The organism is Rhizobium sp. UFLA01-1127 (assembly GCF_059803845.1).
Window position 1 is genome coordinate 1 of sequence record NZ_JAUQTZ010000097.1, and the last position, 23,764, is coordinate 23,764.

General features: G+C 60.3%; 27 protein-coding genes. 8 read left to right on the forward strand and 19 right to left on the reverse strand.

The features are described 5' to 3' along the window. On the reverse strand, positions 1-643 hold a 643-nt coding region (locus Q4Q11_RS21870), incomplete at its 3' end, for an SbmA/BacA-like family transporter (RefSeq protein ID WP_498570805.1). A 429-nt stretch (positions 644-1,072) separates the two neighbouring features. Here Q4Q11_RS21870 and Q4Q11_RS21875 point away from each other — a divergent pair. After that, complete coding sequence (locus Q4Q11_RS21875) at positions 1,073-1,657, forward strand: PadR family transcriptional regulator (protein WP_113217330.1); 585 nt, start codon at positions 1,073-1,075, stop codon at positions 1,655-1,657. 107 nt (positions 1,658-1,764) lie between these two features. Here Q4Q11_RS21875 and map read toward each other — a convergent pair whose 3' ends face one another. The 6 genes from map to glpK all read right to left on the reverse strand — a co-directional run bounded on the left by map (position 1,765) and on the right by glpK (position 7,024). Then, positions 1,765-2,517, reverse strand: a complete 753-nt coding sequence (map, locus tag Q4Q11_RS21880; protein ID WP_113337150.1) for a type I methionyl aminopeptidase — start codon at positions 2,515-2,517, stop codon at positions 1,765-1,767. 138 nt (positions 2,518-2,655) lie between these two features. Beyond that, on the reverse strand, positions 2,656-3,039 hold the full coding sequence (locus Q4Q11_RS21885; protein WP_498570793.1) for a GNAT family N-acetyltransferase: 384 nt from the start codon (positions 3,037-3,039) through the stop codon (positions 2,656-2,658). 181 nt (positions 3,040-3,220) lie between these two features. Further along, positions 3,221-3,649, reverse strand: coding sequence for a DoxX family protein (locus Q4Q11_RS21890; RefSeq protein WP_498570794.1), 429 nt, complete (start codon positions 3,647-3,649; stop codon positions 3,221-3,223). Positions 3,650-3,769: 120 nt separating this feature from the next. Then, positions 3,770-5,026 (reverse strand): RNA polymerase sigma factor, encoded by a 1,257-nt coding sequence (locus Q4Q11_RS21895; RefSeq protein WP_498570795.1) that lies wholly within the window; start codon positions 5,024-5,026, stop codon positions 3,770-3,772. Continuing rightward, positions 5,023-5,397, reverse strand: coding sequence for a YciI family protein (locus Q4Q11_RS21900; protein WP_112505418.1), 375 nt, complete (start codon positions 5,395-5,397; stop codon positions 5,023-5,025). The genes Q4Q11_RS21895 and Q4Q11_RS21900 overlap by 4 nt, the downstream gene beginning before the upstream one ends. 133 nt (positions 5,398-5,530) lie before the next feature. Further along, complete coding sequence (glpK, locus tag Q4Q11_RS21905; RefSeq protein ID WP_498570796.1) at positions 5,531-7,024, reverse strand: glycerol kinase GlpK; 1,494 nt, start codon at positions 7,022-7,024, stop codon at positions 5,531-5,533. A 242-nt stretch (positions 7,025-7,266) separates the two neighbouring features. On the opposite strand from glpK, the gene Q4Q11_RS21910 reads away from it, so the two are divergent. From Q4Q11_RS21910 to xdhB, 3 genes are all read left to right on the forward strand, one after another. Further along, on the forward strand, positions 7,267-8,043 hold the full coding sequence (locus Q4Q11_RS21910; protein ID WP_498570797.1) for a 3-hydroxybutyrate dehydrogenase: 777 nt from the start codon (positions 7,267-7,269) through the stop codon (positions 8,041-8,043). A 69-nt stretch (positions 8,044-8,112) separates the two neighbouring features. Next, positions 8,113-9,579: a xanthine dehydrogenase small subunit gene (xdhA, locus tag Q4Q11_RS21915; protein WP_112505424.1), complete on the forward strand. Its 1,467-nt coding sequence runs from the start codon at positions 8,113-8,115 to the stop codon at positions 9,577-9,579. Positions 9,580-9,836: 257 nt separating this feature from the next. Further along, positions 9,837-12,176, forward strand: coding sequence for a xanthine dehydrogenase molybdopterin binding subunit (gene xdhB / locus Q4Q11_RS21920; protein ID WP_498570798.1), 2,340 nt, complete (start codon positions 9,837-9,839; stop codon positions 12,174-12,176). A 32-nt stretch (positions 12,177-12,208) separates the two neighbouring features. On the opposite strand, the gene Q4Q11_RS21925 is transcribed toward xdhB, so the two are convergent. Further along, a complete protein-coding gene (locus Q4Q11_RS21925; RefSeq protein WP_498570799.1) occupies positions 12,209-12,412 on the reverse strand; it encodes a hypothetical protein in 204 nt (67 codons plus the stop codon). A gap of 81 nt (positions 12,413-12,493) precedes the next feature. Between Q4Q11_RS21925 and Q4Q11_RS21930 the strand changes: the two genes are divergently transcribed. Further along, complete coding sequence (locus tag Q4Q11_RS21930) at positions 12,494-13,411, forward strand: LysR substrate-binding domain-containing protein (RefSeq protein WP_113217337.1); 918 nt, start codon at positions 12,494-12,496, stop codon at positions 13,409-13,411. A 1-nt stretch (position 13,412) separates the two neighbouring features. Here Q4Q11_RS21930 and Q4Q11_RS21935 read toward each other — a convergent pair whose 3' ends face one another. Further along, a complete protein-coding gene (locus tag Q4Q11_RS21935; RefSeq protein WP_112505434.1) occupies positions 13,413-13,745 on the reverse strand; it encodes a hypothetical protein in 333 nt (110 codons plus the stop codon). A gap of 213 nt (positions 13,746-13,958) precedes the next feature. On the opposite strand from Q4Q11_RS21935, the gene puuD reads away from it, so the two are divergent. From puuD to Q4Q11_RS21950, 3 genes are read left to right on the forward strand one after another with little or no spacing between them, the layout of a single operon-like run. Then, positions 13,959-15,197 (forward strand): urate hydroxylase PuuD, encoded by a 1,239-nt coding sequence (gene puuD / locus Q4Q11_RS21940; RefSeq protein ID WP_113217338.1) that lies wholly within the window; start codon positions 13,959-13,961, stop codon positions 15,195-15,197. After that, positions 15,194-16,501 (forward strand): guanine deaminase, encoded by a 1,308-nt coding sequence (gene guaD / locus Q4Q11_RS21945; RefSeq protein WP_498570800.1) that lies wholly within the window; start codon positions 15,194-15,196, stop codon positions 16,499-16,501. Before puuD ends, guaD begins: the two co-directional genes overlap by 4 nt. 46 nt (positions 16,502-16,547) lie before the next feature. Then, positions 16,548-17,687, forward strand: a complete 1,140-nt coding sequence (locus tag Q4Q11_RS21950; protein ID WP_498570801.1) for an alpha-hydroxy acid oxidase — start codon at positions 16,548-16,550, stop codon at positions 17,685-17,687. On the opposite strand, the gene Q4Q11_RS21955 is transcribed toward Q4Q11_RS21950, so the two are convergent. From Q4Q11_RS21955 to Q4Q11_RS22000, 10 genes are all read right to left on the reverse strand, one after another. Further along, complete coding sequence (locus Q4Q11_RS21955; protein ID WP_498570802.1) at positions 17,684-17,950, reverse strand: Txe/YoeB family addiction module toxin; 267 nt, start codon at positions 17,948-17,950, stop codon at positions 17,684-17,686. The two genes, Q4Q11_RS21950 and Q4Q11_RS21955, sit on opposite strands and share 4 nt — an antisense overlap. 7 nt (positions 17,951-17,957) lie before the next feature. Continuing rightward, positions 17,958-18,218 (reverse strand): type II toxin-antitoxin system prevent-host-death family antitoxin, encoded by a 261-nt coding sequence (locus Q4Q11_RS21960; protein WP_112505448.1) that lies wholly within the window; start codon positions 18,216-18,218, stop codon positions 17,958-17,960. A 67-nt stretch (positions 18,219-18,285) separates the two neighbouring features. Next, a complete protein-coding gene (locus tag Q4Q11_RS21965) occupies positions 18,286-19,026 on the reverse strand; it encodes a metallophosphoesterase family protein (protein ID WP_113217342.1) in 741 nt (246 codons plus the stop codon). 3 nt (positions 19,027-19,029) lie between these two features. Next, positions 19,030-19,386, reverse strand: a complete 357-nt coding sequence (uraH, locus tag Q4Q11_RS21970) for a hydroxyisourate hydrolase (protein ID WP_112505452.1) — start codon at positions 19,384-19,386, stop codon at positions 19,030-19,032. After that, on the reverse strand, positions 19,383-19,883 hold the full coding sequence (locus tag Q4Q11_RS21975) for an ureidoglycolate lyase (protein ID WP_112505454.1): 501 nt from the start codon (positions 19,881-19,883) through the stop codon (positions 19,383-19,385). The genes uraH and Q4Q11_RS21975 overlap by 4 nt, the downstream gene beginning before the upstream one ends. A gap of 7 nt (positions 19,884-19,890) precedes the next feature. After that, a complete protein-coding gene (locus Q4Q11_RS21980) occupies positions 19,891-20,253 on the reverse strand; it encodes a HepT-like ribonuclease domain-containing protein (protein WP_112505456.1) in 363 nt (120 codons plus the stop codon). Between the two features lie 227 nt (positions 20,254-20,480). Continuing rightward, the gene (uraD, locus tag Q4Q11_RS21985; RefSeq protein ID WP_498570803.1) at positions 20,481-20,978 is read right to left on the reverse strand and encodes a 2-oxo-4-hydroxy-4-carboxy-5-ureidoimidazoline decarboxylase; all 498 of its coding nucleotides are present in this window, start codon (positions 20,976-20,978) and stop codon (positions 20,481-20,483) included. Between the two features lies 1 nt (position 20,979). Continuing rightward, complete coding sequence (puuE, locus tag Q4Q11_RS21990; protein WP_112505460.1) at positions 20,980-21,903, reverse strand: allantoinase PuuE; 924 nt, start codon at positions 21,901-21,903, stop codon at positions 20,980-20,982. 115 nt (positions 21,904-22,018) lie between these two features. After that, on the reverse strand, positions 22,019-22,726 hold the full coding sequence (locus Q4Q11_RS21995; protein WP_112505462.1) for a DUF1045 domain-containing protein: 708 nt from the start codon (positions 22,724-22,726) through the stop codon (positions 22,019-22,021). 92 nt (positions 22,727-22,818) lie between these two features. After that, a partial coding sequence (locus tag Q4Q11_RS22000; RefSeq protein WP_498570804.1) for an NAD(P)/FAD-dependent oxidoreductase occupies positions 22,819-23,764 on the reverse strand: 946 nt, incomplete at its 5' end.

Consider the following 23,764-nt stretch of genomic DNA (forward strand, 5'->3'; position numbering starts at 1 on the left):
TGATGAGACTGATGCCAAGGCCTTCCAACACGCTGGAAAAGCGCATCGTATCCTCTTGAACGCGCTGAGAGGCGCCTTCGATATGGCGCAGCTTTTCCCATTTCGACATATAGAAATTGTTCATCGCCGTGCGCCAACGGAAGATGTAGTGGCTCGTGAAGAAATCCGTCAGGATCGAGACGAACATGCTGAGGAATGCAATCTGCGCGAAGATGATCATCAGCGAGTAAAAACTATCAGTCGTCACGCCAGGCTGCTTTGTCAGCGCCGCCTGCAATAGATCACCAAACGGACGGCGAAAGTTATTGATGACCACACTTACCTGAACGCCGAAATAGGTGACCAGGATGATAAGCGCAGAGCCCCATAACGACCAGACTTTCCAGGGATGATTCCAGGCCCGTATGTGCCACGCGCCGCAGAAGATAATGATACAGACAAGAAAGAATCCGTAAAACCACACGTTTCCCCAAAGCAGGAAATAGCTGAGATCGTAAGGCTCCTTTCCCTCTCCTGGCATGACGAAGCCTAACTGCGTCCCCAAGCCGGAAAAAAACGAATACCAGGCTGCGATGCAGGCAAGCGTCCAGATCGCCATGGAGATGAAGAACAATCTGGGCTGCGGGAAGAAGGAGTGGAACACGGTGGATAAGCTTCCTTGATCGGGTTCTGAATGGAACCGCAATGGCGTCAATTTGCGGCGAGCCTAGGGCAGTTCGCCGAAAGCGGCAACCGTCAGGGACCTATTCTTACGTAGATGTAATCGCTTATCCCATGATCGTGATGCAGTTGTTCAGCAGCGGATTTTCACCCCATGGCTGAACTTCTCCCCACCGGGACGCCCCTTCCCGCGCCGGCTATCCCATGCACGGATCGCCCCTCTTGAACAAAGCTATCTTACGATATATATCTTACGACATGACTAACGACATAAACCCACACTTCAAGGAGTAACGACATGAGAGGTTTCAGAGATCGCCATATGTTCCGAGATGGCTTTGACATCGTCGAGGCATATATCCTACGACATGGCCGAGGCCGTGAATCGCGCGACGAGCATAGGAGAGACTTCATGAGAGGCTTCAAGGGCGGCATGTTCGGCGGCGGGTTTCGCACCGGCCGCAAATTCGATGCGGCCGATCTGCAGCTCATCATCCTCGCCTTGCTCTCCGAGCAGCCGCGCCACGGCTATGAACTGATCAAGACCTTCGAGGAGCGCTCCGGCGGCTTTTACGTACCAAGCCCGGGCGTCATCTATCCCGCGCTGACCTATCTCGAAGAGACCGGCCAGGCCGAAGTCGAGGTGAGCGGCACGAAGAAGCTTTACCGCATCACCGAAAGCGGCCAGAAGCGCGTCGACGACAATCGTGATCTGGTCGAGGTCACGCTCGCCAAGCTCGCCTCTATCGGCGAGAAAATGGCCCGCGTCCGCGAGGTTTTCGACGGCGGAGACGAGGACGGCCGCGATAGCCCGTTCGATCGCCATGGCGCCGGCGACGTCCATCGCGCCCGCCATCTGCTGCGCTCGGCCCTTCGTTCGAAGTTCCCATGGAACAAGGCCGAAGGCGCACGCATCGCCGCAATCCTCGAGCGCGCCGCCGCCGACATCATCCGTGGCGAAACGAAAGCTGAGGACAGACCGAAGTCCGACGATTGAGCTACGGCATGCCGCGCAAAACTGCGCGGTTTTGCGGCAACGGCGCAAAATCAAAGACCTGAAGCGCAGGACACGAAGCTGAAAGATTTGCGATGCGCTTCAGGACCTCAGGCGTCCGGCAATGTCAGAATGACAGGCCCGCCGCGGGTAGCAACAATCGTGTGTTCGTACTGGACCGTAGGCGCCTGCGGATCGGCATAGAGCGTCCACGCATCGTCGCCACCTTCCGCCCAGATTGCACCGAGAGACAGAAACGGCTCGACGGTGAAGACCAGGCCGTCCTCCATGATCCGGGTCTCGGAAGGGTCCGCCCAGGTAGAAACCTCGGCGGGCTCTTCATGCAGGGAACGGCCGATGCCGTGGCTGGCAAGATTGGCGATCAAAGTATAGCGGTTCTTCTGCGCGAAAGCGCCGACGGCCTGCCCGATCTTTGCAAGCGGCGCGCCACTCTTTACCTGATTGAGGCCGACCCAGAGCGCCCGCTTGCCGTCCCGGCAGAGACGCTCGATCTTCGGCTTGATCGGCGGCACGGTAAAGGAGGCTCCGGTATCGGAAAAGAAGCCATCCTTTTCGGCTGATACATCGAGATTGACCAGATCCCCCGCCCGGATGATACGCGGGCCGGGAATGCCGTGCGCCACTTCCTCGTTGACGCTGATGCAGGTCGCGCCGGGGAACTTGTAGACCAGCTCCGGCGCCGATTGCGCGCCGGCATCTTCCAGTACCTTGCGGCCGATCGCATCCAGCTCTAGCGTGGTGATGCCCGGCTCCAGAGCCGCAGCCATGGCCTGCAGCGCATTGGCGCAGATGCGGCCGATATCTTTGAGCTTGGTCAGTTCTTCTTCGGTCGAAACGATCATTTACGGCTTCCGGCGCGCTCGCACTCTCAGCAACGTTCGGCGAGAGGCACAAGGTCGCTTTCGCCCCTTCCCTCTGCACAGTCAACGTTTTTCTGGGGTATTCTGCCAGATAGCGCGGCTTTCGAATTCCGAAAGGGGTCAGGAACGTGGATCGTCCGCCAGCAATGCCCAGCGCTCATGATCGCACCAGACGCCGCCGATCTTCAGATATTTGGGCGAAAACCCTTCCTTGCGGAAGCCGAGCCGCTTGACCAGCGCGATCGAAGAGTGATTGCCCGGCTGGATATTGGCCTCCACCCGATGCAAGCCGACTGCGTCGAAGGCATGGACAACAGCCGAACGAACCGCCTCCGTCATGAAGCCCTGACCGGCAAAATCCGCCATGCCGTGATAGCCGAGAAAGGCGCTGCGAAAGCCGCCCCAGACCATCTGGCTGATATTGACGACGCCGACGATACCGCCGGAGCTTGGATCGCGCGCCACAGACCAATATTCGGTCCCGTCACCGTCTGGCCGAACCAAGCGTCGAAACCGTCGCGATCGAGAAAGGGATAGGCCCAGGGCACATGGTGGGCACGGCTGGCTATATTGGCGGCAATCAGCTCGTCCGCATCCGATTGCCTGACAGGCGCGACGATCACTTGCGGCATGGCCCGCTCCCTCTTCTCTCAAGGAAGCGAGCCTTAGCAAATCGAATCCGAAATCAAAAGCTTCGGTAAAAAAGCGGGATCATTTTGCGAACTTCTTCATAGCGAAGATAAAGTCCGCCCCATGCGATCACGCCGACAAAAACGCCGAACAGCAGATGCGAGAAGATCGGGCTACCGGCCCTGAGATGCGTCGCGATCGCCCCGCCGAGAAGGCCTGTAAGAAGGATCGCGCCGAGAACCGACGTTTTCGGGATCGCATAGAGAATGGCGCAGCCGAGCGTGATGACGCCGAGAAGCCGCGCAAGCGCCGGATCGGCGGAATAGCCAAGCCCCGCCATCGTCTCCGTGACGACCGGAAGCGGCACGAGCTTGATCACACCGTCAAAGACAAGAAAGGCAATGATCAGCCCGCTGAGGATCACGCCGGCGACGCGCTCGGCTCGTGTGACTGACGAGGTAGATGAATCGACTGCATAAGACATGCTCGTATCCCCCGGAATCGAATCGGAAATTCAGATCTTCGCCGCCAGCGCGACGGTGCCTATACTCTAACGACGTGCGTAGTCGTCATTTCTCGACAGCACGGACAAAAATTTTTTCGATTATTTTGCAGCGGCAAGAGCATCCGCGCTCAGGCAATCGAGCTGATGGCGGATATGGGCGGCCTCGGCCGGCGAGCGGGCAAGCGCAATCGCCCGGTCGAAGGCAACGCGCGCCTCCTGCGGGCGATCGAGCTGCGCAAGCAGACCGCCCCTTACGCCGTGAAAGTAGAAATAGCTGTCGAGCTGGGCTTCAAGCGTCGCGACCAACGCCAAAGCTGCCTCCGGCCCCTTGAGCTTCGAGAGCGCCACCGCACGGTTGAGCGTGACGACGGGAGACGGCGTCAGCCTTTCCAGCATCTGATAGAGGAGGTCGATCTCCTCCCAATCCGTATCGGTGGCACGCTTCGCTCGGGAATGCAGTGCCGCGATCGCGGCTTGCACCTGATAGGGGCCGGGCCGGCGATGGCGGATCGCCTTGTCGAGCAGCGCGAGCGCCTCGTCTATCGACGTCCGATCCCAGAGCGAACGATCCTGGTCCTCGAGGAGAATAATCTGTCCCTCCGCATCGAACCGTGCCGCTTTGCGCGATTGCTGCAGCAGCATCAGCGCCAGCAGCGCCATGGTCTCCGGCTCCGCGGGAAAGATGCGCAGCAGCAGCCGGCCAAGCCGGATCGCCTCATCGGCAAAGGCGGCGGCCTCGCGATGCGCACCGCCGGCCGAATAGCCTTCATTGTAGATGAGGTAGATCATGGCGCTCACAAGTGCCAGCCTTTCGCTCCGCTCCACCGCCCCCGGCGTTTCGAAGGGAACACCGGCTGCGGCCACACGCGCTTTCGCCCGCGTGATCCGCTGCTCCATCGCGCTGTCGCTGACGAGGAATGCGCGGGCGATCTGCTGCACCGAAAGTCCGGAAACGATGCGCAGCGCAAGCGCAATCTGCTGCGTTGCCGGCAGATCAGGATGACAGCAGATGAACAGCAGCCGAAGAATGTCGTCGCGATAACCCGAGCCATCGAGGCGCTCGGCCAGGTCGCTCTCGGCATCGCCGGTATCGGAAATCGCCTCCTCGTCCGGCAGGCTCTGCAATTTCGCCTGCTTGCGTACCGTATCGATGCCGCTGTTGCGACCGACGAAAATCAGCCACGCTATGGGATCACGTGGCGGCCCCTTGTCCGGCCAGGTCTTCAAGGCCCGAAGACAGGCCTCCTGAAAGGCTTCCTCCGCAGTGTCGAGATTGCGGAAATAGCGCAGCAGCGCGCCCAGCACTTGCGGCCGGGCATTGGTAAGCGCGATGTCGATCCAGCCAATATCCGTCATGTTGCGATTGTCCCCTGCCTGAATACGTAAAGCGGACGAATCTCATAGGAGCCGACCCCAGGATTGGCGACTGCCAGCTCTTTCGAGAATTCAAGTGCCTCATCAAGCGATTCGAAATCGACGACGTAGAAGCCGAGCAATTGCTCTTTCGTTTCGGCAAAAGGACCGTCGATGACGAGCGGCTCGCTCTTGCCCTTGCGCAAGGTCATTGCCGCTGTGGTCGGCATCAGTCGCGCCACCGGCCCGAGTTTGCCAGCCTTTGCCAGCGGCTCCTGCACGGCAATCAGCCGCGCCATGGTTGCCTCTTCCTGCTCCTTGGACCAGGCAAATACGGTATCTTCGTCGTTGTAGCACAGGATCGCATAAAGCATGAGGACCTCCTTCTCTGGTAAAGACGAAGGAGTATCACGCGTACCGACAGGTCGCGTCAAAAAATTATCGTTGGAAATGATCGGCTTGGCGGATGAGCCGGATCGGGGATGAACAGCCGTCCGACCGCCATTATCAGGCAGTCAACGTCCGCTTCACGGCGTTTTTCCAGCCCTTCAGCTTGGCATTTCGGGTTTTGCCGTCCATAGCCGGTTCGAACCGCCGGTCTCGCGCCCAGGCCTTGGCAAAACCGGCGCGATCCGGCCAGACGCCGGCACGGCTTCCGGCAAGCCAGGCGGCGCCCAGGGCAGTGGTTTCCAGAATCGTGGGGCGGTCGACCGGCGCATCGAGCAGGTCGGCAAGCCGCTGCATCGTCCAGTCGGAAGCCACCATTCCGCCGTCGACGCGCAGCACCGTCTCCTGCCCGTTGCCATTACGCCAATCCTTGTGCATGGCATCCAGGAGATCGCGCGACTGATAGCAGACGGCCTCCAGCGCCGCCCGGACGATCTCCTCAGGCCCGGTATTGCGCGTCAGCCCGAAGATCGCGCCGCGTGCATCCGGGTCCCAATGCGGTGCACCGAGGCCGGTAAAGGCTGGCACCAGATAGACCTCCTGCAGCGGATCGGCCTTGGCCGCCAGCTCGCCGGAATCCGAAGCGCGCTGGATGGCCTTCAGCCCATCGCGCAGCCATTGTACCGCAGCGCCCGCGATGAAGATCGAGCCTTCGAGCGCATAGGTCGTCTCGCCATTGAGCCGATAGGCGATGGTGGTCAAAAGCCGGTTCTTCGAGCGCACCATGTCCGTGCCGGTGTTGAGCAGCGCAAAGCAGCCGGTGCCGTAGGTGGATTTCATCATGCCGCGCTCGAAGCAGGCCTGACCGATCGTCGCCGCCTGCTGATCGCCGGCAACGCCGAGGATCGGGATTGCTGCGCCAAAGAGCGCGGGATCGGCAACGCCGAAATCGGCAGCGCAATCCTTCACCTCAGGAAGCATGACCGAGGGAACGCGCAGAATATCCAGGAGATCTTGGTCCCATTCGTTGGTGCCGATGTTGTACATCAGCGTCCGCGAGGCATTGGTAGCGTCGGTGACGAAGCTCTTGCCTCCCGTCAGCCGCCAGACCAGGAAGGTATCGACGGTGCCGAAGCAAAGCTCGCCCTTGGCAGCGCGGGCACGCGCGCCCTTCACGTTGGAGAGCAGCCAGGACAGTTTGGTACCGGAAAAATAGGGATCGAGCAGCAGGCCGGTGCGGCGCGTGAAGAGCTTTTCAAGGTCCTGACGCTTCAGTTTCTCGCAATAGCCCGCCGTGCGGCGATCCTGCCAGACGATGGCGTTGTGGATCGGCTTACCCGTCTCGCGATCCCATACGACGACGGTCTCGCGCTGATTGGTGATGCCGAGGGCGGCAATATCCTTGGCGGTGATGCCGGCTGCCTCGATCGCCTTACGGACCGTGACGAGGACAGAGGACCAGATCTCTTCCGGATCATGCTCCACCCAGCCCGGTTTCGGATAATGCTGCGTGAATTCCATCTGCCCGACACCGGCGACCTTCATTTTGCCGTCGAAAACGATAGCCCGCGTCGACGTCGTTCCCTGATCGATCGCCAAGACATAACCGCTCATGCAGTCCTCCCGCCTGTTGCATGCCGAAGCAACAGATACGCGAGCAAAACGAATGTGAAAAGAAAGCAAAACGAAATTTTTCGTTTAAGTTCGCTGAAGGTGCGCTTTCCCGTTCGCTGCATCGTGCCGCATGCGCCGCGAAAGCTGCCACTGGCAATGCGATTGCCATATCCTGAGGTTTGGGACTAGGCTGAAGCCGTTTTGCACTGCAGCAGGAAGCTGCGCTGTCCAAGGAGAAGATCATGGCAAGAACAGTTGTCGTCACCGGTTCCACAAGCGGTATCGGCCTCGCCATCGCGGCCGCCTTCGCCGCCAAGGGTGATAACGTCGTTATCAACGGCTTCGGAAAGCCGGAGGAAATCGACGCGATCAAGACGAAGCTGGAAGCTTCCGGCGGCGGCAAGGTCGTCTATCATCCGGCCGACATGACGAAGCCCGGCGAGATCGCCGATCTCATCGCGGCCGCCAACTCCACCTTCGGCAGCATCGACGTCCTCGTCAACAATGCCGGCATTCAGCACGTGGAGAAAATCGAGGATTTCCCGATCGAGAAGTGGGATCAGATCATCGCAATCAATCTCTCCAGCTCCTTCCACACCATCCGCGCCGCCATTCCGCTGATGAAGGCGAAGAAATACGGGCGCATCATCAACATCGCCTCCGCCCATGGCCTTGTCGCTTCGCCCTTCAAATCCGCCTACGTCGCGGCAAAACATGGTATATTGGGCCTGACCAAGACGGCAGCGCTCGAGCTTGCCGAATTCGGCGTCACTGTGAACGCCATTTGCCCCGGCTACGTCCTGACCCCGCTTGTCGAAAAGCAGATCCCGGACACGGCGAAGGCACGAGGGATGACCGAGGAACAAGTCAAGAACGAGGTCATCCTCAAGGCCCAGCCCACGCACGAATTCGTCAAGGCAGAGGAAATCGGCGCCCTGTCGCTCTACCTTGCGAGCGACGAGGCACGCCAGGTCACCGGCACGCACGTCTCGATTGACGGTGGCTGGACCGCGGAATAACCATAGACGGTTAGGGCCGGATTCGCAGAAGCCTCCGGCCCCGACAAACGCAGAATCAACGGAAACGACATGAGCGACAGCATCCGCTTTATCCTCAATGGCGAGGATATCACGCTATCCAGCCTGCGCCCCACCGAGACGCTGCTCGACTTCCTTCGTCTCAGCCGGCGGCTGACGGGAACGAAGGAAGGATGCGCGGAAGGCGATTGCGGCGCCTGCACGGTGCTTGTGGGACGTCTGATCGACGGCGGCCTGTATTATGAATCGGTCAACGCCTGCATCCGCTTCGTCGGCTCACTGCATGCGACCCATGTCGTCACCGTCGAGCATCTTGCCGCGCAGAACGGCACGCTTCACCCCGTGCAGCAGGCAATGGTCGATTGCCACGGCTCGCAATGCGGTTTCTGCACCCCTGGCTTCGTCATGTCGCTCTATGGCCTCTGGCTGACGACGGAAAAGCCCAGCCGGGCGCAGATCGAAAAGTCGCTCCAGGGCAATCTCTGTCGCTGCACGGGCTACGAGCCGATCGTCAAAGCGGCCGAACAGGTCAGCCAGAAGCGGCCGAGCGCGCTCTTCGACCCCCTCGAAAAGACGAGAGCCGATATCATCGCCCGCCTCTGGGCGATGCAGGGCGGCGATACCATCGAGATTGCGGAGGGCGAGGATCGTCTCATCGTGCCCGGTTCGGTATCGGCGCTGGCGCAGGTGCTTGCCGACGAGCCGACGGCGACGGTCGTTGCCGGCTCGACCGATGTCGGCCTTTGGGTCACCAAGCAGATGCGCCGGCTCAATCCGGTCGTCTTCATCAACCACCTGACCGATCTGCAGAAGATATCGATCGAAGACGAAGGCCTGAGGATTGGCGCCGGCGTCACCTACAGCCGCGCTTTCGCTGTGATCGGCGAAAAAATCCCGGCCTTTGCCAATCTCATCGACCGCATCGGCGGCGAGCAGGTGCGCAATATGGGCACCATCGGCGGCAATATCGCCAACGGCTCGCCAATCGGCGACACGCCGCCGCCACTGATCGCGCTCGGTGCAGCGGTGACGCTGCGCTCGACGGCAGGCACGCGCAGCCTGCCGCTCGAAGATTTCTTCATCGACTACGGCAAGCAGGACCGGCGTCCCGGTGAGTTCGTCGAGAGCATCTTCGTACCCTATCCGGCCAAGGATGCGCATTTCGCTGTCTACAAGATCTCCAAACGCCGCGACGAGGATATTTCGGCCTCCTGCGGCGCCTTCCATCTGTCATTGGATTCAGCCGGCAATGTCGAAGATATCCGCATCGCCTTCGGCGGCATGGCCGGCACGCCGAAACGCGCCCGCACCGTCGAGGCGGAATTGATTGGCAAGCCATGGACGGAAGCAACTGTCATGGCCGCACGCAATGCCTTCGACGCCGATTACACGCCGCTCACCGATTGGCGCGCCTCGGCAGAATACCGGCAGCTGACCGCCAAGAATCTTCTCATCCGCTTCTATCTCGAGACGGCTGGCGCGCCACAGGAACTGAAGCGTTTCGAGGTGCTGGCATGATCACAGTTTTTGAATCCATCCCATGGCATATCTTAGGTTCGATGCCGGCATTGTTGGACGAAGGCGGCAGCTTCTCCTCCCCTTCTCCCCTCGGGGAGAAGGTGCCCGAAGGGCGGATGAGGGGGCTACGCGGCAAAGAGCGAGCTTCCTTCCATCTGGTCCCAGGACACGCATCGCTTTGCGATGCATCCCCCTCATCCGGCCTGCCGGCCACCTTCTCCCCGCTGGGGAGAAGGGAAACCGTGGAGGCCTGAGCCATGGACAAATCCACCTTCGAAGAAGCCAAGGTCGTCATCAACGGCTCCATGCATGGCTCGCTCAAGCATGATTCCGCGCATAAGCACGTGACCGGAGCCGCCGACTATATCGACGACATTCCCGAACCCGCTGGCCTGCTGCACGGCGCACTCGGCCTTTCCGACCGCGCCCATGCCGAGATCGCCGGCATCGATCTTACGGCCGTCAAAGCCTATCCCGGCGTCGTCTGGGTCTTCACTGGCGCCGATCTCCCCGGTGTCAATGACACCAGCTCCAACGGCATGCACGACGAGCCGCTGCTTGCCGAAAAGAAGGTCGAATTCCACGGGCAGCCGATCTTCGCGGTCATCGCCGAAACCCGCGATGCCGCCCGCCGTGCCGCCCGCCTTGCCAAGATCGATTATCGCGACCTGCCGCATTGGAGCGATATCGACGGTGCGCTCGCCAATGGCGCACCGCTCGTCTACGAGCCGATGACGCTGAAGCGCGGCGACCCCGAAACCGAGATGGCGAATGCCAAGCATCGCATCAAGGCGCAGATGCGCATCGGCGGTCAGGAGCATTTTTACCTCGAGAGCCATATCGCCATGGCAGTCCCCGGCGAGGACGATGAGGTCGCCGTCTGGTCGTCGACGCAGCATCCAAGCGAAATCCAGCACATCGTCGGCCATGTTCTCGGGATTCCGTCCAACGCCGTGACCGTCAACGTACGCCGCATGGGCGGCGGCTTCGGCGGCAAGGAAACGCAGGGCAACCAGTTTGCGGCGCTTGCCGCCGTCGCCGCTAAGAAGCTCGGCCGTGCCGTGAAATTCCGGCCCGATCGCGACGAGGACATGAGCGCGACCGGCAAGCGCCACGATTTCCTCGTGGATTACGAAGTCGGCTTCGACGACGAAGGCCGCATCCATGCCGTCGACGCCACCTATGCCGCGCGCTGCGGCTTCTCCTCCGATCTTTCCGGCCCGGTTACCGATCGCGCGCTGTTCCATGCGGATTCCAGCTATTTCTACCCGCATGTGCATCTGGTCTCGAAACCGCTAAAGACCCACACCGTCTCCAACACTGCCTTCCGTGGCTTCGGCGGCCCTCAGGGGATGGTCGGCGGCGAGCGCATGATCGAGGAGATCGCCTATGCGCTCGGCAAGGACCCGCTGGAGATCCGCCGCGCCAATTTCTACGGCGAGCCAGGCTCCGGCCGGACGCTGACCCCCTATCACCAGGAGGTCACCGACAACATCATCAACCGCATCGTCGACGAGCTGGAACAGACCGCCGACTATCAGACGCGGCGCAACGCCATCATCGAGTTCAACCGTTCCAGCCGGTTCATTCGTAAGGGGATCGCGCTGACGCCGGTGAAATTCGGCATCTCCTTCACCATGACCGCCTTCAATCAGGCAGGCGCGCTGGTGCATATCTATCAGGATGGCTCCATCCACCTGAATCATGGCGGCACCGAAATGGGTCAGGGCCTCTATATCAAGGTGGCACAGGTTTTGGCCGACAGCTTCCAGGTCGATATCGACAAGGTGAAGATCACCGCGACCACGACCGGCAAGGTGCCGAACACATCCGCGACGGCGGCGTCGTCCGGCTCGGATCTGAACGGAATGGCAGCCCATGACGCCGCGCGGCAGATCAAGGAGCGGCTGGTCGCCTTCGCGGCAGAGAAATGGGGTGTCGGCGCCGAGGAGGTGCAGTTCCTTCCCAATCGCGTGCGCGTCGGTGAGGACGAAATCCCCTTCCCGGATTTCGTCAAGCAGGCCTATTTCGCCCGCATCCAGCTCTCGGCTGCCGGTTTCTACAAGACGCCGAAGATCCATTGGGACCGCAAGGCTGGGCGCGGCACGCCCTTCTACTACTTCTCCTATGGCGCCGCCTGCTCGGAAGTCTCGATCGATACGCTGACGGGCGAATATCTGATCGACCGCACCGACATCCTCCACGACGTCGGCCGCTCCCTCAATCCGGCGATCGATACCGGCCAGGTCGAGGGTGCCTTCGTGCAAGGTATGGGCTGGCTGACGACCGAGGAATTATGGTGGGACGCCAAGGGCCGGCTGCGCACGCATGCCCCGTCGACCTACAAAATCCCGCTTGCCTCCGACCGGCCAAAGATTTTCAACGTGCGCCTGGCGGAATGGTCCGAAAATACGGAAGCCACCATCGGCCGCTCGAAGGCTGTCGGCGAGCCTCCCTTCATGCTCAGCATATCCGTGCTCGAGGCGCTGTCGATGGCGGTCGCCAGCGTCGCGGATTACCGCGTCTGCCCGCGCCTCGATGCGCCGGCAACACCTGAACGAGTACTGATGGCGGTGGAGCGGCTGAAGAGGATGTGATTGCCGTTCTCCCGGCTTTCGCTCCTTGCCACCTACAACAGCCGCCCGTCTTCACAATGCGGCTCGCGCCCGTCCAGAAATCCGAGGTCGCGCTTCAGCCGGTCCGGCATCTCGTCAAGATCGAGATGCGGCGACGGTTCCGCATGCTTGGCGAAAACCTGCGTCAACGATTCCAAGACCCGTGCCAAGACGCTTGGCCTTGCCGTTTCCATCTGTTCCGCAACATAGCAATCCATGACGACACCTCAATCCAATCAACGATGTGGATTGCAGATTGGCGGGAAAAATGCTGAAATTCCAATCGAACTATCGCCTGCATGCATAAAGAGAACTTATCCATGAAACTCTCTAAACGCTTCCCGCTGAACGCGCTCCGTGTCTTCGAAGCTGCGGCCCGGCTCGGCAGTTTCACGCGCGCCGGCGAAGAGCTCGGCATGACGCAGACGGCCGTCAGCTATCAGATCAAGCTGTTGGAGGAGATGACGGGTGAGCCTCTTTTCCTGCGCCGTCCGCGGCAGATCCTGCTGACCGAAGCGGGCGAACAGCTTGCCCCGAAAGTCGCCGAAGCCTTTGCCATGCTGCAGGATGCCATGGCCTCCTTCAGCGGCGAGGCCGAAACTACGCTCCACATCCATTCCACCCCAACATTCGCGTCCCAGTGGCTGGCTCAGCACATCGGCGCGTTTCAGCTCAAACACCCCAGGATCGCCGTTCGCCTCGCCACCTCGGGATCGATCATCGACTTCGCCCGGGAACCGTCCGACATCGCCATCCGCGCCGGGCGTGGCACATGGCCTGGATTGCGCGCGCACCTTCTGATGAAGATGCACTTCACACCCATGCTGAGCCCGGCCCTCGCGGCCACGATCGGCGGCGTGCACGAACCGTCCGACCTCCTCAAACTGCGCATCATCGATGCCGGCGACCCGTGGTGGGTTCAATGGTTCCACGAGGCCGGCGTGCCGGATCCCGGCCTTCAAGGCAGGCCGCGCAGCCGGCTCGGCGCGCAATCCTTCGAAGCCAGCGCGGCCATAGCGGGCCAAGGCGTTGCCGTGCTCACTCCAGAATTTTATGCGGATGACTTGGCTGCAGGCCGGCTGATCCAGCCGTTCGATCTTCTGTCCACCGACGGCTCCGATTATTGGATCGCCTATCCTGAAAACAGGCGCCACACACCACGTATCCGCGCCTTCAGGGACTGGATCCTCGGTGAGTTCGGGATGCCGCTTGAATAAGTCAATCCGACATATCAGGCGCATAGAAGCAGCGCGGAGTATTCTCGTCCGGAAACAGACAGAGATGATAGGCACCGTCCGGTGAGTGCATTGCTTTCTGCTGCGGCAAAGTGAAGATGTGCCCATGCGTCACATTTCGGTGATCGCCGGGATTGATCGTCACCCGATAGCCGCCCGGGATGATGGTGACCGTGCGCGACGGGATCATCTCGCAATCGCCGGTCTGGCCGTCGCCATTGCAACAATAGGGATCATAGGACCAACCGGAAGGTGCATCGTGCGCCACGGCAGAGCTTGCAAAGACAATAAAAACGAACGTCAGAATACCACGCATGGGCAATTCTCCGTCGAAAATAGACGACTGCCGCGGACACGGCCCGCTCCAAGCAGCCGAGGCATTTTATTAAAAAGCTGCCATAAAGTGATCTAATGCGGCCGGCGCGCGAAACAAGGCCGTGGCTTTTTACCGGCGCATCAAACTCTCCCCTTCCCTCCGCCTTCAACATTTTGCAAGGTGCGGAGTCGGAGGAAGAAAAAGGGGAACTGAATGTATGAATACGCCATCGCGTGGGAGTGGCTGGCCTTTGCCGCCCGCTGGTTCCACGTCATAACCGCCATTGCCTGGATCGGTTCATCTTTCTACTTCATCGCGCTGGATCTCGGGCTGGTGAAGCGCCCGCATCTTCCACCCGGCGCCTATGGCGAAGAATGGCAGGTTCACGGCGGCGGCTTCTATCATATCCAGAAATATCTCGTCGCCCCCGCGCAGATGCCCGAGCATCTGACCTGGTTCAAATACGAGAGCTATTTCACCTGGCTTTCCGGCTTCCTGATGCTGTGCATCGTCTACTACGGCGGCGCCAACCTCTTCCTCATCGACCGGCATGTGCTCGATGTCAACGTTCCCGTCGCGATCCTGATTTCGCTCGCTTCGCTTGCCGGCGGCTGGCTCGTCTATGACCTGCTCTGCAAGTCGCCGCTCGGCAACAATACCTGGGGGCTGATGATCGTGCTCTATGCCGTCCTGGTCTTCATGGCCTGGGGCTATACGCATCTCTTCACCGGCCGCGCCGCCTTCCTGCATCTCGGCGCCTTTACCGCGACGATCATGTCCGCCAATGTCTTCATGATCATCATTCCTAACCAGAAGATCGTCGTCGCAGACCTCATCGCCGGGCGCACGCCCGACCCGAAATATGGCCGTATCGCCAAACAGCGCTCGCTGCACAACAACTACCTGACGCTGCCCGTCATCTTCTTCATGCTGTCGAATCACTATCCGCTGGCCTTCGGCACGGCCTACAATTGGGTGATCGCAGCGCTGGTCTTCCTGATGGGCGTCACCATCCGCCACTGGTTCAACACCACACATGCCCGCAAGGGCCGCCCGACCTGGACCTGGATCGTCACCGTCGTCCTCTTCATTGTCATCATGTGGCTTTCGACCGTTCCGAAGGTGCTCACTGGCGAAAAGGATGCGAATGCAGTCGCCCCGGCCTTTCAGCAGTTCGCCTCCGATGTACATTTCCCAGCCGTCAAGCAGATGATCTCGGCGCGCTGTTCCATGTGCCATGCGGCCGAACCCGTCTATGAGGGGATCGTCCGCCCGCCGAAGGGCGTAACGCTGGAAAACGACGCGGAAATCGCTATGCATGCCCGGGAGATCTATATCCAGGCAGGCCGCAGCCATGCCATGCCGCCCGGCAACGTCACCGACGTCACGCCGGAGGAACGCAAGCTGCTGGTCGCCTGGTTCGAAAGCTCGATCGGAGAAAAGACCCAATGACTACCCTTCTGCGCGGCCGCCTGCTTTCCTTCAAGCGCCTGCCGCAAAGCCTCGATGATACCGGCAGCTATGCTTACGAAAGCGATGGCGGCCTGCTGATCGAAAACGGCTTGATCGTCGCGACCGGCCCCTATGCCGATATCAAGGCGCAGGCGCCGGAAGACGTCACCGAAATCGACCATCGCCCCCATCTGATCCTGCCCGGCTTCATCGACATGCACCTGCATTTCCCGCAGATGCAGGTGATCGCCTCCTACGCCGCCAACCTCCTGGAATGGCTGAACACCTATACTTTTCCCGAGGAATGCCGCTTCGTGGAAAGCGCGCATGCGGAGCGTATCGCCACGCATTTCTACGACGAGATGATCCGCCACGGCACGACGACGGCCGTCGCCTATTGCTCAGTGCACAAGACATCTGCCGACGCCTATTTTGCCGAAGCCGTGCGACGCAACATGCGCATGGTCGGCGGCAAGGTGATGATGGACCGCAACGCTCCGCAGGGCCTGCTCGATACGCCCGAGATGGGCTATGACGAGACCCGGCAGGTGATATCAGACTGGCACGGCAAAGGCCGTAATCACGTCGCCATCACCCCGCGCTTCGCCATCACCTCGACGCCGGCGCAGATGGAGGCGACGGCAGCGCTTGCCCGCGAATTCCCGGATCTGCACATCCAGACGCACTTGTCCGAGAACGACGAGGAGATCAAGTTCACCTGCGAGCTCTATCCGGATGCGATCGACTATACCGATATCTATGCACGCTACGGGCTGCTTGGCCCCAAGAGCCTGTTCGGCCATGCGATCCATCTTTCCAAACGGGAAGCCGACGCCATGAGCGAGGCCGGCGCAGTCGCGGTGCATTGCCCGACCTCAAATCTCTTCCTCGGCTCCGGCCTCTTCCCGCTGAAGGCGCTGGCGCGGCGCGAGAAGCCCGTTCGCATCGGTGTCGCCACCGACATCGGCGGCGGCTCCAGCTATTCCATGCTGCGTACCATGGATGAAGCCTACAAGATCCAGCAGCTGCTTGGCGAGCGCCTGAATCCGCTGGAAAGCTACTATTACATGACCCGAGGGAATGCCGTGTCCCTCTCCCTCGTCGACAAGATCGGCACGCTCGACGCCGGCACCGAAGCCGATCTCATCGTCCTCGATGCAGCTGCAACGCCGGCCATGGCGCTGAAGATGGAGGTGACGAAGAGCCTCACTGAAGAGCTGTTCCTGCTGCAAACCATGGGCGATGACCGCGCCGTCGTCGAAACCTATGTCGCCGGCAAGCCGATGAAATCTACACTGCGATAAGGCAATCCGCACCCACCGCCATGCCACCATCCAGAAGGCTGAGATTATGACCGCGCCGCTTACCATCGCCGAACTGAAGACGCTTGCTCGGCGACGTGTGCCGAAAATGTTCTTCCAATATGCCGATTCTGGCTCCTGGACGGAATCGACCTATCGGGCAAACGAGGCTGACTTCGCCAGGATCAAGCTGCGCCAGCGTGTCCTCGTCGACATGTCCGACCGGTCGCTCGCGACCACCATGGTCGGCCAGAAGGCCTCGATGCCGGTCGCGCTGGCGCCGACGGGCCTCACCGGCATGCAGCACGCCGATGGTGAGATGCTGGCGGCGCGCGCAGCCGAAGAATTCGGCATTCCCTTCACGCTGTCCACGATGAGCATCTGCTCGATCGAGGACATCGCCTCGGTCACGAAGCAGCCATTCTGGTTCCAGCTATATGTGATGAAGGATCGCGATTTCGTGCTGAACCTGATCCATCGCGCCAAAGCGGCGAAATGCTCGGCGCTGGTTCTGACGGCCGATCTGCAAATCCTCGGCCAACGCCACAACGACATCCGCAACGGCCTTTCGGCGCCGCCGAAAATGACGATAAAGAACCTGTGGCAGATGGCGACGCGGCCACGCTGGTGCGTGAATATGCTGAAGACCAAGCGACATTCCTTCGGAAATATCATCGGCCATGCCAAGGATATTTCCGACATGACGACATTGTCGCACTGGACGCATTCACAGTTCGACCCCAAGCTCTCCTGGAGGGACGTCGCCTGGATCAGGGAGCAATGGGGTGGCCCGATGATCATCAAGGGCATTCTCGACGTCGAGGATGCCAAGGCGGCCGTCGATACCGGTGCAGACGCCATCATCGTCTCCAATCATGGCGGCAGGCAGCTCGACGGCGCCCATTCCTCCATCAGCATGCTGCCAAAGATCGTCGATGCCGTTGGCGGCAGGATCGAGGTGCATATGGATGGCGGCATCCGCTCCGGCCAGGATGTGCTGAAGGCCATAGCCCTCGGCGCCAAAGGCACCTACATCGGCCGCCCCTTCCTTTATGGCCTGGGGGCCATGGGCAAGGAAGGCGTGACGCTTGCGCTCGAAATCATCCGCAAGGAGCTGGATATTTCCATGGCGCTGTGCGGCAAGCGGGATATCAAAGCCGTGGATCGGTCGATCCTGGCTGATTTCTAATAGTGGAAGCGACATTGCAAAACGATAAGCGTTTGCCGGCCGCCGTCACCTTCGACTTTGTAAACCAGCCTGTGCTCTTGCGTGATGCGACGTGACCATTGCCCTTTGAGTTGATTGCGCAGGGGCTCTGGTTTGCCGAGTCCCTCAAAAGGGTGGCGTAACGCGTCCCGCAAGAGCTCGTTGATTCTAACGGCTATTTTACGGTCTCTTTCCTGCCAATATAAATAGTCTTCCCAAGCATGTGCGTGCCAGGCAAGCAACATGACAAATTTACTTCAGATCGAGCAAATCGTGAGAAACGAGGTTCTTTCCCTCGTTTGCATCGGTGATCGCTTCCATCAATCTTGACGCATTTGTCGGTGTCGACAGGACATGAAGCGTCTCGATGATTCCTTCATATTCTTCTTTGTCGATCAGAATGGCAGATGGCTTATCGCGACGGACAATTTCCACGGCGACACGATCCTGCGCGACTTCATCAAGCAAGCTAGCAAGTTCATTCCGTGCTGCTGAAAACATGACCGTTCGCATGTTCCACTCCTATAACCACACTTGTACAATAAATGGTACAAGTTCAGCCTAAAGTCAAGGAACATGCCTAACGCAGCCAGCCCGTCGCCAGACCGCTCGCCCACTCCCCGCGACCATTCTGCGCCGCAAGTTTCGCCATCTCCATATGATCGTAGGCGACCTGCCGAAAGACCGGCAGCCAATGGTCACCGGCCTTTTCCAAAATGGCATAGGAAGCGAGAGGATGGCCGGCCTCCACCTTATGATAATAGGGCAGATCGTCCTCATAGGCGGGGCAGCCGACGCTGCCGGGATTGACGATCAGGCGCCCATCGGAAAGCCTGACGACACGCGGAATATGCGTATGCCCGCATAGGATTAGCGGAAAATCAATGCCGGCGGCCAGCGTCTCGATCTCTTCCAGAGGCTTCAGATAGACATGACCATCTGGTGAGACGGATTCGAGCCAATAGACGTTATCGTCAGCCGGCGTGGCGTGGCAGAGATAGGCCTCATCCTGATAAACTGCACTGACGGGCAAGCCGCGCAGCCACCCGAGATGAGGCTCGGTGAGCTCGGAATAGGCAGCCCGGTCCGAGATATGCATCATTTCCGGCGCCTGTTCGATCAGATATCGGTCGTGATTGCCGCGTACTGTCGGCATATTCAGCTCCAGCAGCAGATCGGCGGTTTTTCCTGCCGTCAGCGGCCCGCTGAAGCAATCGCCAAGATTGATGACCTCAGTGATGCCCTGCTCGCGGATATCCGCAAGCACAGCCTCGAGCGCAAGGTGATTGCCGTGGACATCCGCAATGGCAGCGAAGCGCATGCCTCAACTCCCGCGATAGGTGGAATAGCCGTAGGGCGAGATCAGCAGCGGCACATGGTAATGCGCCGTCGTATCGGCGATGCCGAAGCGGATGGGCACGAGATCAAGGAAAGCCGGCTCCGGCAATTTGGTGCCGCTGGCACGCAGATAGTCCCCCGCCCGAAACAGCAACTCATAGGTGCCTGCAACGAAACTTTCGCCGATGAGGATTGGGCCGCCATCCACGCGGCCGTCCGAGTTGGTCGTGACCGTCTTCACATGCCTGCGGGCATCGCCCTCGATCTTGAAGAGATCAATCACCAGACCTTCGGCCGGCTTGCCGAGGGCGGTATCGAGGACATGGGTGGTCAGTCCGGTCATGGCGTCGGTGCTCCGATGATGAAGGGCGTGTCGAAGAAATACTCTTCCAGATTGTTTCCAGGCCCGTCGCGATCCACGATAAGAAAATCGCTCTGCTCGTCGAGCGCCATCAGCGGGTAATGCCAGACATTGACCCGGTAGTTCACGCCCTGGTCGCCGCGCGCCAGAAAGACCTGTGGCCGGCCAGGCTTGCCGCCTTCGTCCTCCGCGACCACGACGAGGAACGGCCGGCCGTTCAGCGGCACGAAACACTGGCTGCCGAACGGATGGCGCTCCATCATGTCGATCGAAAAGGGAAAGGCGCGCGGCTGGCCGCGAAAGAGGTTCAGGATAACCCGCGCCCCGTCACCAATGGCCTCGGTGCTGGACAGCGCATGAAAGCGCTCCGTCGTCCCGCCGTTGATGTAGCGCATCGTTGCCGGATCGGCCTCGATCACGTCGCCGAACGGCGCGAATGCGGCCTTTGTCAAAGGATTGATGTCGAGATGCTGTGTCATTGAATGATTATTCGCCTTCCGCACGCCAATGGCGAATGAAGTCCAGTTGCAGGAGCAACTCCGGAAGGGATTTGTGGGCGATATCCCAGAGGGTCGTCAACTCGATGTCGAAATACCCTTGCGCAATCCGATTCCGGAAGTCGCGCATCACATGCCAAGGCAATTCCGGATGGTCAACGACAAACTCCGGATATTCTTCTGCTATGCGTGTGGCGGCCTCGCCGATCAGCAGAAGATTCATACCGACGGCGCGCTGCTTCTCGAGATCGTCGGAAAATGCGGCCTGATCGATCCCCCGAAGGAATTGACCGATTTCGGATGCAGTAAGCTGCATGCGCTCGAGATAAGTGATCAGCCGATCCAGACTCATGCCGGCTTCTCTTCGCAGACAATGTGTAATCTCTTTGCGCTGAAACGCCGCTCGGCATTACCGATCGCCCGCTCTCTTCTATTTCTGGACAGTGCTTTCATGGCCTCACCGCAGCATCCTACCCGTGGATACTAGGCCATGAACGGACCGAAAAATAGCTCGTACTTTCTGCGAGAAAACCTATCCGGAAGCAGGCACGGGAGGGATGACGGCCCGGCGGCCGCACATCAGGCTTCAGGGAGCATGGACTGCAGACGCAAAAGAGCGATCTTTTCGACCTGCGCCGCCGCAGTCGCAAACTCCGCATCCCTACCATTGTTTATCCGGGTTTCGAAGGCAGCAAGGATATCGTCCTTGTCGAGCCCCTTGACCGCGATGATGAAGGGAAAGCCGAATTTCGTCACGTAGGCGGCATTGAGTTCAGTGAACCGCGCGTGCTCCTCGGGACTCAGCCGGTCGAGCCCAGCGCCGGCCTGCTCGTTGCGGCTATCCTCGGTCAGCTTGCCGGCGATTGCCAGCCGGCCGGCGAGATCGGGATGCGCTCGCAGCACGCCCAGCCGCTCCGCCTCGCTGGCGGCACGGAAGACCTGTACCAATGCGGCATGCACGCCGCTCGAGGTCAACGGCTCGGCGATGGCGCCGGCATCAAAGGCACGCTCGGCAACGAAAGGCGAATGTTCGAAGACGCCGCCGAAGCGGCTGACAAAATCGTCCCGCGAGATCATATCAGCGCGCGCCTCCCGGCATGTGATTCTCATACCAGTGGTTGGCGATCTCGACGCGCTTCGGGATCCAGACCTTGTCGTGCTTCTGCACATATTCGATGAACCGCCGGAGCGCAGCAGCGCGGCCGGGGCGGCCGACGAGGCGGCAATGCAAGCCCACGGACATCATCTTCGGGCTGCCCTGCTTCCCTTCCTCATAAAGCGTGTCGAAAGCGTCCTTCAGATAGGTGAAAAACTGGTCGCCGGAATTGAAGCCTTGCGGCGTCGCAAAGCGCATATCGTTGGTTTCCAGCGTATAGGGGATGATCAGGAACGGCGTGCCGTTCAGACCATCGACCCAGAAAGGCAGATCGTCGGCATAGGAATCGGAAGAATAGAGGAAACCGCCCTCCTCCATGACGAGACGCAGCGTATTGTCCGACGGCTTGCCCTGATACATGCCGTAGGGCCGCTCGCCGGTGAGTTCGGTATGCAGCCGCACGGCCTCGAGGATATGCTTGCGTTCCAGATCCTCGGAAAAATCCTTGTATTCCAGCCAGCGATAGCCGTGGCTCGCAATCTCCCAGCCGGCCTCCTTCATGGCGGCAACCGCTTCCGGATTGCGCGCCATGGCGAGCGTCACGCCATAGACGGTCGCCTGAACCTTGAGCTCGGTGAACATGCGCCACAGCCGCCAGAAGCCGGCACGCGAACCATATTCGTAGATCGATTCCATGTTGAGATTGCGCTGATTCGGCCAGGAAGCCGCGCCAACGATCTCGGAGAGCAGGCTTTCGGAGCCGCCATCACCATCGAGAATGCAGCTTTCCCCGCCCTCTTCGTAGTTGATCACGAACTGCACCGCGATGCGGGCATCTCCGGGCCATTTGGGGTCAGGCGTGTTGCGGCCGTAGCCGATAAGATTACGGGGATAGATTTCCGACATTGAAGCACCTTCTCTGATCGCGGAACGGTAGCATCCACGTCGGGAAAGTCGAGACGGAAACTGGAAAAATCACTTTCGCTTCAAAGCGAGGTATTGGCGCGCGCCATCCGTTGATCTACGCGATCTTCCGCGCGCTTATCTTTCCCATGGGATGCAGCGAATGCACCCGGAACGGACCGCCGGCCCCATCTTCCATCATCAGGGCGATGTTGGATACGGGAACGGGTGCGGCCAGGGCCGGCTCGAAGAAATCGCGCAGCGCGCGTTCGATGCGCGGCATGTCGCTTGGGCTCACCGTACCCGTCAGCATCATCTGGAAGCGGAACTCATCCATGACATGCGGGTGGCCCCAGCGATGGAGATTGGCGAACTGCGTCGCAGAGAGGCCATCCGGATCGATCCGTTCGATCTCGGCTTCGCTCAACGGTGCCCGATACTGATCGAAGGTCTGCACGATCGATGCCGCCAGGAAATGCATCTGCTGGCTCGGCGTGGAAGGAACCAGACCTAGCGCGCCGCCGAGCCGCGCGACCTCGAGCTTGGGAAGCTCGAAGGGCGCGACCGTGCCCGAAAACCGCATCAGGTCGCGCAGCAGCCCCGCCTCGGTCATGTCTTCGGCCAGCCGGAACGGCGCCTTCAGAAGCCCCATGAAGCCGTAACGGCGCGGAACCGCGGTGTAAAAAGCGATCTCATGGATACCAAGCCCGCGAACTGCGGGCGGATCGACCATCTCGCCGGAATAGATGTTGCGGCCGAGCCAATTCGCCGCCACAAGCGTCAGCGGATCGCTCGCAGACGGCGTGAAGCAAATGGCATAGCGCATGAAATCTCCTCCAGGGCGCGACAAACCGGCACCGATGGCCAAGGAGATAGGTGATTTGCGTGACAGATTGACGACCCGAAAGAGGCGTAAATTCACGTTTTATGTGATATGACTGAAATATGACTTGCTAAAGTGAAGCTCAGCGGCAACTTGAAGCGACAAGGCATACCCGCCGCCTCCCGCACGGCCGCTTCGGCCAGCCGATGCGCCAAGCCGAAGCTCACCTTGAAGCCTCCGGTCAATGCAATCAGCGAGGGATGGTCGGGATGCGCCCCCACCATCGGATCTCGATCCACGGCTTTCGGGCGCAGGCCGGCCCAGCGTTCCATCACCTCTGCGCCGGCCAGCACCGGCGCCATGATACGTGCTGCAGCGAGCAGATCGTCGAGCTGCCCGTCCGTCGACATCGGATCATCGAAACGATTCTCGCTCGTGCTGCCGACTGCGACCAGTCCCTTCTCATGGGGCACGATATAGAGGCCATCCCTGAAAATGACGGGCAGACCGCTATCGACATCGGCCTTCAGCATGGCCGCCTGCCCCTTGACCGGCTGACCAAGCGAGGATTTGCGGCCTTCCGTCAGCTCATCAAGAATTGGAAAGGAGCGATGACCGGCGGCAAGGATGGCACGCCCGAAGGCAATATCGCCCTCATTCGTGCGCGCCAGACCCCGATCCGGATCAAGGCTCTCGACAGTAGCGCCTTCAGCGAGCCGGACATGCCGCGCACCGGCCAGAAATTTATGAAGCACATCTAGAAAGGCGCGCGGCGCGACCCGCGCGGCCAGGGTGTCGTAAACGAACCCGCTTTCGGCGAGGGAAGGATCGATCCAGTCTTCGACGGGTGCCGCATCGAGCACATGCCAGTGAAACCGCCGCTCTCCATGCCGCCAATGCGCCTCCGCATCCCAGGAATGACCGAGCGCGATCTGCCTCAGATGCGGCCTCGGCAATGGAATCAGCCGTCCGGCGCGGCGGTAGCCCGCCGAAAGGCCGGTCATCGCCTCCAGCGCCGTAATTTCATCTTCCAGCGATACC